Below are 12,071 nucleotides of genomic sequence, written 5' to 3'. Positions count from 1 at the left end.
CGTGAGGTCGCGGGCCGGGGCGCTGGCGGCGGGGGTCATCCTCGCCGTCGCGCTCGCGGCATCCGTCAGGTGCGCGCCGATCGACCCCGCGACCTTGTCGAGACGCAGGTCGGCCGGCCCGATCGTCACCGCGAGCACGACGGATGCCGCGAGCGCGACGGCGAGGATGACCCCCGCCGCCAGCGCCCCGGCCCGCGACCTCACGGGAGGTCGAGCTCCCGCACCTGCTCGATGACCGACGTCACGGCCGAGACGCTGCGCACGCCCGCCTCGGTCGACGCGAACGGCAAGATGACGAACCGCTCGTTCACGACCGCCGTCAGGTTCGCCGTCGCGGGGTTGCTCCGCAGGTACTCGATCTTCTTCTGCGCCGAATTCCACGAGGAGTCGACGAGCACGAGCACGTCGGGGTCGGCGTCGAGCACCGACTCCCAGTTGAACGGACTCCAGGTCATGTCGATGTCGCCCGCGATGTTGGTGAGTCCCGCGGTCTCGAGCACGAGCTGGGGAGCCCCGATGCCCGCGCCGACATAGGGGGTGTCGGTGCCCGACGACCACCAGAACGCGGTGAGGTCGCCGTCGACGGGCTCCACGGCATCCAGCTCTGCCTTCTGGGTCTCGAGAAGCGCGGTGGCGTCGACGTCGAAGATGTCGGCCACCTCGGCGATCTCGCGGAACACCTCGTCGAAGTCGAGCTTCGCGGGCTGCTCGGCGCTCTGGCAGGCGGCCGGTTGCACGTAGGTGGCGACGCCGAGGGCGGCGAGGTCGGCGCGGTCGCCCGCGGCTTCGGCGGAGAACGCCGACTCCCACCCGGAGTAGACGAGGTCGGGCTCGGCGTCGTAGACGACCTCTTGCGAGGGCATCCGCTCGGCGAGCACCGGCAGGTCGGCGGCGTCGGCCGCCCACTCGTCGGGCACCGGGCCGTCCTGGAAGGCCGTGCCGACGATGCGGTCGCCGAGGCCGAGGGCGAGCAGCAGCTCCGTGCTCGTCGACTTGATCGTGACGACGCGCTCCGGCGGCGCGTCGAAGGTCACGTCGACGCCGCAGTTGCTGAGCGTCAGCGGACCCTCGGGGGTCGGGGTGTCCGCGGGAGCGGGGGTGGCGGCGCAGCCGGCGAGCAGCAGGGCGGCGAGGGGGACGACGAGAAGGCGCTTCATGGATCCTCCGGGAGGGCAGGGCGAACAGGATGCGGCGCGCGGCGCCGGGGCCTGCCGCCCAGTCGGAGGACGGTACGAACCGGGCCAAATCCAGCCCGGGGGTCCGGTGAACAGCCTAGGACGCTCCGCGGGTCGAGTGCCCGCCGCGGACGGCGTCTCGCGTGACTACGAGGAAGTAGTCGTCCCGGCGGTGACTCCTTACGGGTAGTCACAGTGGTCTTGACTACAGAGCGGTAGTCAAAGTAGTATGACTACCTATCAGTAGTCGGTCGAGTCCGGAGGCGCAGTGAAGGCGATCATCCAGAGTCCCGAAGATCTCGGGCGACTCGTGCGACGAATCCGGCAGGAGTTCGGGCTCAGCCAGCGCGAGCTCGCCGATCAGCTCGAGACCAGCCAGCGCTACATCTACGAGCTCGAAGCGGGCAAGCCGAAGCGTGCCGACGCCGCCTACTTCCGGATGCTGGCCCGTCTGGGGATCGAGCTGACCGCGGTCGTCGAGCTGACCGCGGTCGTCGAGGTGACGAGAGAGTGACCGACGAGCTCGCCGTCACGTTGTACGGAACCCAGCTGGGAGAACTCGTCGCGACGAGCGGACGGCGGGCCGTACTTCGATGGTCGCAGGATGCGGAGGAACGCTGGGGCATCAACTCCCCGGTTCTCAGCCGCAATCTCCGAGTCGGGCTCTCCAGCGTCGAGGCCACCGAGTCGTTCTTCGGCGCCCTCCTGCCGGAAGGGGTCCATCTCGATCGTCTGGCAGGCGTGGCGCGCGTCCCGAGCAACGACATCGTCGGCCTGTTGGCGCACGTCGGGGCCGATCTCGCCGGTGCGCTCGCCGTCGGCGGAGCGAGCGAGCCCGGCGAGCCCCAACTCCTCGAATCGGCGGAGATCGAGCAGCTCCTCGAGCGCGCCGACGGGTTCCTCGTCGGTGGGGGCGGCACGGCTCTCCCCGGTTACCAGCGGAAGCTCACCCTCACACGACTCGACGGGCGTTGGTACCGCGGCAACGGGGCGATCCCGTCGACACACATCCTCAAGCCGGTGGCCCCCGACTATCGCAGCTCGGTCGATGCGGAACACTACGTTCTCGAACTCGCCCGGAACCTCGGTCTCTGCGACTACGAGACCTGGGTGGAGGACATCGCCGGGCGCCCCGTCCTCATCATCGAGCGCTACGACCGTGACCGCACGATGGGTCACGATATTCAGCGGATCCACCAGGAGGACGCCGGGCAGGCGCTCGGGCTTCCCTGGGGAGGGAACGACAAGTTCGAGCAGATCAACCAAGCCGCCAGCCTCCGCGCGATCGCGGGTCTGCTGGACACGAGAGGGTCGGTGCTCGGTCGCGGACCCACCCGTGCGGATCGCCACAGACTGCTCCAGTTCACGACGGTCAACGTCGCCGTCGGCAACATCGATGCACACGCCAAGAACTTCTCGCTCCTGCACGACGACGAGGGCCGCACGCGGCTGGCTCCCTACTACGACGCCGCCCCCCTCGCGCTCGACCACCACAACGGCAGCGCACTCGCACTCCGAGTGAACGGCGTGAGTCAGCTGCCCGACGTGACCGCCGACGACCTCGTCGGCGAGGCGGTCAGTTGGGGGCTCGATGAGCGAATCTCGCGCGACGTCGTCGAGGAGACGCTCGCGACCCTGATGGATGCGACACGTGTCGTCCGATGCCCGGCGAGCATCGAACGACACGTCCCGGGGTACATCCGCGGCCAGGCGCAGAACCTGCTCGACGGGAAGGCCGCACGTATCCCGTCGGTCTCCCCCTTGCTGTCGTTGCCGAGAATCGGTACGCCCCCGGTGTGACCGCAGAGGGTGTCGAGACCGCTCGCGCGGAGCTCAGCGCGCGAGCGACGCGGCGTGGAGAGCGGTGGCGACGGCATCCGCGGACTCCACCGGCACGACGCCGACGGTGACGCGCACGTGCGGCGGGGTGTCGCCGAGCTGGAAGGGGCCGCCGGGGGCGACGCGGATGCCCGCCGCCGCGAGGTGCACGAGGGCGGCGCGCTCGTCGGCGACCGGCAACCACGCGTTGATGCCGTCACCGTGCGGCAGACCGAGTCCCGCGCGGAGGGCGAGTCGACGCTCGACGTAGGCGTCGCGTGCCGTCTCCACCTCGGCGATCGACCCGGGCGAGGTGAGCAGGGCGTGCAGGATGGACTGGATCGTGCGCGACGTCCAGCCCGGTCCGAGCAGTCGGCGCGCGACGACACGGTCGACGAGCGCCCGCGGACCGCCGAGCGCCCCGATGCGCAGGTCGGGGCCGTGCGACTTCGAGAACGACTTCACATGCAGCACGCGCTGCGGCACGTGCGTCGCGAGGGTCACGTCGGGCGCCGAGCTGATCGCCCCCGAGTGGTCGTCCTCGACGATGATCGTGTGCGCGGCGGTGCGGCTGCGGTTCAGCAGCGCGCCGAGCTCCGCGGCGCGCGCCGCCGACATCGACACCCCGGTCGGGTTGTGCGCGCGGGTCTGCAGCAGCACGATCGCCGGACCCGACCCGAGCGCCGCCGCGAGCGCCGCGGGCACCATGCCCTCGGCATCCAGTTCCACCCCCACCGGCTCGAGCCCGTACGCCTCGAGCAGGTCGAGGAACGGCGGGAACGTCGGGTTCTCGACGACGACCCGGTCGCCGTAGCGCACGAGCGTCGCGAGCACGCGGTCGATCGCGTCGAGCGCGCCGTTGGTGACGGTGATCGACTCCACGGGGGCGGGCCAGCGGTCACGCAGCAGATCGTGCAGTTCCGGGATGTCGGGCTTCTGCCGGTAGGAGGCGGTGTCGGCGTGCGGTTCCAGGGTCGCGAGCACGGGCGCGAGCCGGGGCAGGAGGGCGGAGTCGGGGGTGCCGCGGGAGAGGTCGAGGGCGGCCTCGAGCGAGACGTCGAGTCCCTGGTAGCGCCGCGGCATCCACTCTCGAGGGGCCGTGCGCACGAAGCTGCCCGACCGGCCGCGGGAGGTGATGAGGCCGGCGCCCGCGAGGGTCTGCCAGGCGTGGCTCACGGTCGCGGGGGAGACCCCGAGCTCTTTCGCGAGCTCCCGCACCGTGGGGAGACGGTCACCCGCGGCGAGGTCGCCCGTCGTGATGAGCCGCGAGATCCCGGCGGCGATGCCGTGCGGGGTGCGGGTCTCGATCGCGAGGGCTACCGACTTCACCCGACACCCTCCAGACTTCTGTGCAGCGTCAAGGTTTTAACGGCGCCGTCACGAAAAGAAACATCAGAGAAATGTTTACGGCTAAGAATAACAAAACACAACCCTTGGGAGGCCCCGCATGACCAACGTTGTTCGCGCAGCCATCACGCAGACGACGTGGACCGGCGACAAGGAGTCGATGCTCGACAAGCACGAGCAGTTCGCCCGCGACGCCAAGGCCCAGGGGGCGCAGATCATCTGCTTCCAGGAGCTCTTCTACGGCCCGTACTTCGGCATCACCGAAGACAAGAAGTACTACCGCTTCGCCGAGCCCTCCGACGGCCCCATCGTGCAGCGCTTCGCGAAGCTCGCGAAGGAGCTCGAGATGGTGATGATCCTCCCCATCTACGAGGAGGACATGACCGGCGTCTACTACAACACCGCGGTCGTCGTCGATTCCGACGGCACGATCCTCGGCCAGTACCGCAAGCACCACATCCCGCACCTCGACAGGTTCTGGGAGAAGTTCTACTTCCGCCCCGGCAACGGCGGCTACCCCGTCTTCGACACCGCCGTCGGCAAGGTGGGCGTCTACATCTGCTACGACCGGCACTTCCCGGAGGGATGGCGCGAGCTCGCGTTGAACGGCGCGCACATGGTCTTCAACCCGAACGCCACCAAGCCCGGCCTGAGCAACCGCCTGTGGGAGGTCGAGGGTCCGTGCGCCGCGGTCGCGAACGGGATGTTCGTGCTGCAGCCCAACCGGGTCGGGCGTGAAGACAACGAGTACGGCGAGCTCGCCGTCGACTTCTACGGCACCTCGCAGGTGATCGACCCGCGCGGCAACTTCGTCGGCGAGCGCGGCTCGGGCACCGACGAGGAACTGCTCGTGCGCGACCTCGACATTGACATGGTGCAGCAGATGCGCGACGACTGGCAGTTCTTCCGCGACCGCCGGCCGGAGACGTACGTGGCGACCGGGAGGGCGTGAGCATGGCCACGACCCTCATCACGGGCGGCACCGTCGTCTCGTCGACCGGCCGCACGGAGGCCGACGTGCTCATCGACGGCGAGAAGGTCGTCGGCCTCGTGGCCCCCGGCTCGACCGTCTTCGGCAGCGACCTGCGCGCCTCGGCCGACACCGTCATCGACGCGACCGGCAAGTACGTCATCCCCGGCGGGATCGACGCGCACACCCACTTCGAGCTGCCGTTCGGCGGCACCGAGGCGTCGGACTCGTTCGAGACGGGCACCCGCGCCGCGGCGTGGGGCGGCACGACCACGGTGATCGACTTCGCCGTGCAGACCTACGGCACGCGCGTGCCCGACGGCCTGCAGACCTGGCACGACAAGGCATCCGGCAACTGCGCGATCGACTACGGCTTCCACCAGATCATCGGCGGGGTCGACGAGGAGTCGCACGGCTACATGTCGACGCTCGTCGACGAGGGCATCTCGAGTTACAAGATGTTCATGGCCTACCCGGGCGTCTTCTACTCCGACGACGGCCAGATCCTGCGGGCGATGCAGAAGGCCGCCGCCCTCGGGATGCACACGATGATGCACGCCGAGAACGGCCCGGCGATCGACGTGCTCGCCGCCCAGCTGGCCGAGTCGGGTAAGACGACGCCGTATTACCACGGCATCGCCCGTGCCTGGCAGATGGAGGAGGAGGCGACGCACCGCGCGATCATGCTCTCCCACCTCACCGGTGCGCCCCTCTACGTCGTGCACGTGAGCGCGAAGCAGGCCGTGGCCCAGTTGGCCGCCGCCCGCGACAACGGTCAGAACGTGTTCGGCGAGACCTGTCCGCAGTACCTCTACCTGTCGCTCGAGGAGCAGCTCGGCGCGAGCTCCGAGGAGTGGGGCGACTTCGAGGGCGCCAAGTGGGTGTGCTCGACGCCGCTGCGCTCCCGCGCCGAAGGTCATCAGGACCACATGTGGCAGGCCCTCCGCACGAACGACCTCCAGATGGTCTCGACCGACCACTGCCCGTTCTGCATGAAGGGCCAGAAGGAGCTCGGCACGGGCGACTTCCGCAAGATCCCGAACGGCATCGGCAGCGTCGAGCACCGTATGGATCTGCTCTACCAGGGTGTCGTCACGGGACAGCTCACGCTCGAGCGCTGGGTCGAGGTCACCTCGACGACCCCCGCGCGCATGTTCGGCATGTACGGCAAGAAGGGTGTCATCGCCCCCGGTGCCGACGGGGATGTCGTCGTCTACGACCCGAAGGGACACACGAAGATCTCCGCCGCGACCCACCACATGAACATGGACCACTCCGCGTGGGAGGGCTACGAGATCGACGGTCACGTCGACACCGTCCTGTCGCGCGGCAAGGTCATCGTCGACCGGGGTCAGTACCTCGGCAGCAAGGGTGACGGGCGCTTCGTCAAGCGCGGCCTCACCCAGTACCTGGTGTGAGAGAGCGGGGGGTGTAGCCATGGAGTTCGGAGCGGTACTGCAGACCAACCCGCCCGCGTCGCGGACGGTCGCGCTCGCCAAGCTCGCCGAGCAGCACGGGTTCAGCCACGTGTGGACGTTCGACTCGCACCTGCTCTGGCAGGAGCCCTACGTCATCTACAGTGCGATCCTCGCCGAGACGCGACGCGTGAAGGTGGGGCCGTTCGTCACCAACCCGGCGACGCGCGACTGGACCGTCACGGCATCCGTCTTCGCGACCCTCAACGAGATGTACGGCAACCGCACGGTCGTCGGCATCGGCCGCGGCGACTCCGCGGTGCGCGTCACCAACGGCAAGCCGACGACGCTCAAGGAGCTGCGCGAGTCGATCCACGTCATCCGCGAGCTCGGCAACTCGCGGGCCGTCGAGTACAACGGCGCGCAGCTGCAGTTCCCGTGGTCGCGGGGGTCGGAGCTCGAGGTGTGGGTCGCCGCGTACGGTCCGCTCGCGCTCAAGCTGACGGGCGAGGTCGGGGATGGATTCATCCTGCAGCTCGCCGACGTCGACATCGCGACGTGGATGATCAAGACCGTGCGCGACGCCGCCGAGGCGGCCGGGCGCGACCCGATGAGCATCACGTTCTGCGTCGCCGCGCCGTTCTACATCACCGACGGCACGGATGCCGGGCTCGCCCACGCGCGGGAGCAGTCGCGATGGTTCGGCGGGATGGTGGGCAACCACATCGCCGACATCGTCGCGAAGTACGGCGACAGCGGTGCCGTGCCGAAGGCCTTGACGGACTACATCAAGGGCCGCGAGGGCTACGACTACAACTCGCACGGCAAGGCCGGCAACGACCACGTCGACTTCGTGCCCGACGAGATCGTCGACCGGTTCTGCGTGCTCGGCACGGCCGAGGAGCACATCGCGAAGCTCGAGCAGCTCAAGGCGATCGGCGTCGACCAGTTCGCCGGCTACCTCCAGCACGACAACAAGGAGGAGACCCTCCGCGTCTACGGCGAGACCGTCATCCCCGCCATGACCGACGCCGTGACGGCGAAGAGTTGATGCGAGTGCAGCCCTGATGCGGCACGCCCGCGCGATCCTCCTCGGCCTCGCCGGGATCGTCGCCGTGGTCGCGCTCTGGGAGCTCTACAAGAACGTCGGACCGGCCGACGGCGTCGTGCTCTTCGCGACGGAACAGCGTGGATCGGGCATCCGCATCCTGCCCCGCACGCACGACCGGGCGATGCCGCACGTGCTCGACATGGTGCTGCGGCTCGTCGAGCCGGCGAGCGGGGGTGCGAGCTCGCCGATGTGGCAGGTCGTGCTCGGCGCGGCGATCACGACGCTCGGCATCGCCGGGGTCGGCTGGCTTCTCGGCGTCGTCGTCGGCGGGCTGCTCGCGCTCGCCATGCAGCGCTGGCGTCTCGTCGAGCGCGGCGTGCTGCCGTGGGTCGTCGTCAGCCAGACGGTGCCGCTCATCGCCTTCGCGCCCGTCATCGCGAGTCTCGGTTCGCAGGCGGCTCAGCAGGGCGCGCCCTGGCCACCGTGGATGTCGGCGGCGGTCGTCGCCTCGTACCTCGCCTTCTTCCCCGTGGCTGTCGGTGCCCTGCGCGGTCTCCAGTCGCCCGAGGTCGCCCACGTCGAGCTCATGCGCACCTACGCCGCCGGCTACTGGGCGACGCTCACCAAGCTGCGGCTGCCCGCCGCGGTGCCCTACCTCCTGCCCGCCTTACGGCTGGCCGCCGCGAACGCCGTCATCGGGGCGATCGTCGCCGAGGTGTCGATCGGCATGCAGGGCGGCATCGGCCGCATGATCATCGCCCTCGGCAGCCAGGGCTCGTCCGATCCGGCCACCCCGTGGTCGCCCATCTTCGGCGCCGTCGTGCTCGGGCTCGTCGCCGCCGGCTCGGTCGCGCTGCTCGGCCTCATCCTGTCCCGCTACCGCCGTGGAGAAGTCGTCGCATGAGCACCGCCCCCGTTCCCGCCTCCGTCGACACCGACGTGCCCGCCGTGCGCGCCGCCGGCGTCTCGAAGGTCTTCTCGAAGCGCCAGGGCGGCGTGCACGCGCTCGACACCGTCGACCTCGAGGTCGCGCCGGGCGAGTTCGTCGCGCTCATCGGACCCTCCGGTTGCGGCAAGTCGACGCTCATGCGGCTCATCGCCGACCTCGACGAGCCCACGGGCGGTGAGCTCGCGGTCTTCGGCAAGACCGCACGGCAGGCCCGGCTCGACCAGGACTACGGCATCGCCTTCCAGTCGGCGGGGCTGCTGCCGTGGCGCACCGTCGCGGGCAACATCGCGCTGCCGCTCGAGATCCACGGGGTATCGGCGGCTCAGCGCACGGCCCGGGTCGCCGAACTCGTCGCGCTCGTCGGCCTCGCGGAGTTCACCGACTCGCACCCCGACCAGCTCTCCGGAGGGATGCAGCAGCGTGTCGCGATCGCCCGAGCCCTGGCCGAGGGGCCGCGCCTGCTGCTCATGGACGAGCCGTTCGGCGCGCTCGACGAGATGACGCGCGAGCGGATGCAGACCGAGCTCTCGCGCATCTCGGGCGAGACGGGGGCCGCCGTCGTGTTCGTCACGCACTCGATTCCCGAGGCCGTCTACCTCTCCGACCGCGTCGTCGTCATGTCGCCGCGTCCGGGCCGGATCACGGAGATCGTCGACGTGCCGTTCGGCGCCGAGCGAGCGGAAGGTCTGCGCGAGGCGCCCGAGTTCTTCGAGCGCGTCACCGCCGTGCGCGAGGCGCTGCACGGGGTGCCCGTCACGAGGGCGGACGAGCGATGACCCCTTCGACAGGCTCAGGACGGCGGCTTCGACACGGCCGCGACGCGGCCTACTCAGCGACCGAGCTGGCGTCCCGCATCGCCGCGCCGATCGTCGTTGGGCTGCTCCTGCTCGGACTGTGGCAGCTGCTCATCGGCGTGCTGCGGCTCGGGCCCGCCACCATCCCGACCCCCACCGCGGTCGCCGCGCAGTACGGCGTCTACACCGACATCATCGTCGAGGATGCCCTCATCACCGGGTCGAACGCCCTCGCCGGGCTGCTCGTCGGGGGAGTGGTCGCGATCGTGCTCGCCGCACTCGCCGCGAGTCTGCGCGTCGTGGACGGCATGCTCGTGCCCGTCATCGCGGCGCTCGCCGGCGGGCCGATCGTCGCGCTGACCCCGATCTTCAACACGATGTTCGGGGCCTCGACGCAGTTCGGCCGCGTCGCGATCGCGGCGATCGCGGCCTTCGTGCCCGTCTTCATCAACGTGCTGCGCGGGTTGCGGCAGACCCGTCCCGTGCACCGCGACCTGTTCCGCGCGACGGCGGCGACGCGCGGTCAGACCTTCCGCAAGCTCACCCTCCCGACCGCGCTGCCGTACCTCATCACCGGCCTGCGCATCGCGTCGTCGCTCGCCGTCATCTCCGCGCTCGTCGCCGAATACTTCGGCGGTCCCGCCGACGGCATCGGCACCGCGATCGCGTCGTACGCCAAGTCGGGCAACAGCCCGCTCGCCTGGGCCTACGTCGGTGCGGGCATCGTGATCGGCCTCGCCTTCTTCCTCGTGACACTCCTCCTCGAACGGCTCGTGACCCGGCATCGTGGCCCGGCGCTCTAGAGAGTTCCATCCCAGCACCCAGATAGAGAGGATCCACCCATGCTCCACCGCACCAGATCCCGCCTCGCCCTCGTGGCCGGCGTCGCACTCGCGGCGACCGTGCTCGCCGGCTGTTCCACCCCCTCCGGGGAGGGCGAAGAGCCCACGCTCGACGACACCCCCACCGCGCTGCCCGACGTCGAGTGCGTCGAGCCCGACCCGGCGGCGACGCTCCAGCCCGTGAGACTCATGCTGCAGTGGCTGCCGCAGGCGCAGTTCGGGGGCTACTTCGCGGCCGACTGCCTCGGCTACTTCGCTGAGGCCGGCCTCGACGTCGAGATCATCCCGACCGGCGGCGACATCGTGCCGCAGGAGGCGCTGTTCGCGGGCGACGCCGACTACGCGATCGCGTGGGTGCCGAAGGTGCTCGGCTCGATCGAGGCGAGCGGCATCGAGGTCACCAACATCGCGCAGATCTTCCAGACGTCGGGCACCCTCCAGGTGTCGTTCGCGGGAAGCGGCATCGAGTCGGTCGCCGACTACGAGGGCAAGCGCATCGGCTCGTGGGGCTTCGGCAACGAGTGGGAGATCTTCGCTGCCATGGCGGCCGAGGGGCTCGACTCATCGAGCGTCTCGATCACGACGCAGGACTTCTCGATGAACGCCCTCCTCGACGGCGACGTCGACGCCGCGCAGGCGATGACGTATAACGAGTGGGCGCAGGTGCTCGAGACGGTGAACCCGGAGACGGGTGAGCTGTACACCGAAGACGACTTCGACGTCGTCAACTACTCGGACACCGTCGGCGCCATGCTGCAGGACGCGATCTGGGCCCGCACGGCCGACCTCGGCGACGAGGCCTTCGCGACCCAGACCGTCGAGTTCCTCAAGGCCGTCATCAAGGGCTGGGTGTACACGCGCGACAACCCTGAAGAGGGTGCGTCGATCACCTACGCCGTCGCGACCGAGGCGGAGGCGGCCTTCCCGGTCGGTCCCGGGCACCAGCTCTGGATGATGAACGAGACCAACAAGCTCGTCTGGCCCGCCCCGAACGGCATCGGCGTCATCGACGCCAACGCCTGGGCGCAGACCGTCGAGGGCTCGCTCGCCTCGGTCAACCAGGACGGCGTCAGCCTCATCACCACCGAGCCGCCCGCCACGGCGTACTCGAACGACTACATCCTCCAGGCGATCGCCGACCTGGAGGCCGAAGGCATCGACGTGAACGGCGACGGCTTCACGCCGATCACCGTCACGCTCAAGGCCGGCGGCATCTAGTACCGAACCCGGATGCGGGGGCGGCTCCGGCCGCCCCCGCATCACCCAGCACCAGCACTCGCATCACCCGAAAGGCTCAACGACGATGACCGACTCCGCCCTCGACAGCGCCGCCCTCGACCCCGCTCTCGGGCAGCGCACGTACGACCTCGACAGGGCGCACGTCTTCCACTCCTGGTCGGCGCAGGGCGCGCTCGCGCCGTTCGTGATGGCCGGCGGCCACGGCAGCGAGGTGTGGGACTACGACGGCAAGAAGTACCTCGACTTCTCGAGCCAGCTCGTCAACATGAACATCGGCCACACGCATCCGAAGGTCGTCGCCGCGATCCAGCAGCAGGCGGCCGAGCTGCCGATGGTGGCTCCCGCGCACGCGAACCTCGCGCGCGGCGAAGCGGCGGCACGCATCCTCGCCAAGGCCGGTCCGGAGTTCGGCAAGGTGTTCTTCACCAACGGCGGGGCGGATGCCAACGAGAACGCCATCCGCATGGCGCG

12 protein-coding genes and 1 pseudogene are annotated in these 12,071 nt (G+C 69.7%); 10 read left to right on the top strand and 3 right to left on the bottom strand.

The window, feature by feature from the left end:
- Together ACO1X9_RS02685 and ACO1X9_RS02680 are read right to left on the bottom strand one after the other, a co-directional pair.
- Positions 1-204, bottom strand: a pseudogene (locus ACO1X9_RS02685) (hypothetical protein); the annotation flags it as partial.
- Positions 201-1,157 carry a putative F420-0 ABC transporter substrate-binding protein gene (locus ACO1X9_RS02680; RefSeq protein WP_486349284.1) on the bottom strand — a complete coding sequence of 319 codons (957 nt, stop codon included), beginning with the start codon at positions 1,155-1,157 and terminating at the stop codon, positions 201-203. The gene ACO1X9_RS02680 and the pseudogene ACO1X9_RS02685, both read right to left, overlap by 4 nt.
- A gap of 286 nt (positions 1,158-1,443) precedes the next feature.
- On the opposite strand from ACO1X9_RS02680, the gene ACO1X9_RS02675 reads away from it, so the two are divergent.
- Together ACO1X9_RS02675 and ACO1X9_RS02670 are read left to right on the top strand one after the other, a co-directional pair.
- Complete coding sequence (locus ACO1X9_RS02675) at positions 1,444-1,689, top strand: helix-turn-helix domain-containing protein (RefSeq protein WP_486349283.1); 246 nt, start codon at positions 1,444-1,446, stop codon at positions 1,687-1,689.
- Complete coding sequence (locus ACO1X9_RS02670; RefSeq protein WP_486349282.1) at positions 1,686-2,975, top strand: type II toxin-antitoxin system HipA family toxin; 1,290 nt, start codon at positions 1,686-1,688, stop codon at positions 2,973-2,975. Before ACO1X9_RS02675 ends, ACO1X9_RS02670 begins: the two co-directional genes overlap by 4 nt.
- Before the next feature lie 33 nt (positions 2,976-3,008).
- Here the strand turns inward: ACO1X9_RS02670 and ACO1X9_RS02665 are convergent, their stop codons facing one another.
- Positions 3,009-4,322 (bottom strand): aminotransferase-like domain-containing protein, encoded by a 1,314-nt coding sequence (locus tag ACO1X9_RS02665; RefSeq protein WP_486349281.1) that lies wholly within the window; start codon positions 4,320-4,322, stop codon positions 3,009-3,011.
- A gap of 118 nt (positions 4,323-4,440) precedes the next feature.
- Here ACO1X9_RS02665 and ACO1X9_RS02660 point away from each other — a divergent pair, with 118 nt between their 5' ends.
- The 8 genes from ACO1X9_RS02660 to ACO1X9_RS02625 form a co-directional block, all read left to right on the top strand.
- A complete protein-coding gene (locus ACO1X9_RS02660; protein ID WP_486349280.1) occupies positions 4,441-5,292 on the top strand; it encodes a nitrilase-related carbon-nitrogen hydrolase in 852 nt (283 codons plus the stop codon).
- A gap of 2 nt (positions 5,293-5,294) precedes the next feature.
- Positions 5,295-6,728 (top strand): dihydropyrimidinase, encoded by a 1,434-nt coding sequence (gene hydA / locus ACO1X9_RS02655; RefSeq protein WP_486349279.1) that lies wholly within the window; start codon positions 5,295-5,297, stop codon positions 6,726-6,728.
- A 19-nt stretch (positions 6,729-6,747) separates the two neighbouring features.
- Positions 6,748-7,776 (top strand): TIGR03842 family LLM class F420-dependent oxidoreductase, encoded by a 1,029-nt coding sequence (locus tag ACO1X9_RS02650; RefSeq protein WP_486349278.1) that lies wholly within the window; start codon positions 6,748-6,750, stop codon positions 7,774-7,776.
- 16 nt (positions 7,777-7,792) lie between these two features.
- Entirely contained in the window at positions 7,793-8,680 is an 888-nt protein-coding gene (locus tag ACO1X9_RS02645) for an ABC transporter permease (RefSeq protein ID WP_486349277.1), read from the top strand.
- Positions 8,677-9,501 carry an ABC transporter ATP-binding protein gene (locus tag ACO1X9_RS02640; RefSeq protein WP_486349276.1) on the top strand — a complete coding sequence of 275 codons (825 nt, stop codon included), beginning with the start codon at positions 8,677-8,679 and terminating at the stop codon, positions 9,499-9,501. The genes ACO1X9_RS02645 and ACO1X9_RS02640 overlap by 4 nt, the downstream gene beginning before the upstream one ends.
- Complete coding sequence (locus ACO1X9_RS02635) at positions 9,498-10,322, top strand: ABC transporter permease (RefSeq protein WP_486349275.1); 825 nt, start codon at positions 9,498-9,500, stop codon at positions 10,320-10,322. The genes ACO1X9_RS02640 and ACO1X9_RS02635 overlap by 4 nt, the downstream gene beginning before the upstream one ends.
- 39 nt (positions 10,323-10,361) lie before the next feature.
- Entirely contained in the window at positions 10,362-11,579 is a 1,218-nt protein-coding gene (locus ACO1X9_RS02630) for an ABC transporter substrate-binding protein (RefSeq protein ID WP_486349274.1), read from the top strand.
- Positions 11,580-11,664: 85 nt separating this feature from the next.
- Positions 11,665-12,071, top strand: a 407-nt coding sequence (locus ACO1X9_RS02625) for an aminotransferase class III-fold pyridoxal phosphate-dependent enzyme (RefSeq protein WP_486349273.1), incomplete at its 3' end; no start/stop codon positions are given.

This window comes from Pseudolysinimonas sp. (assembly GCF_057350545.1).
This window is presented reverse-complemented; position numbering and strand designations above follow the sequence as displayed.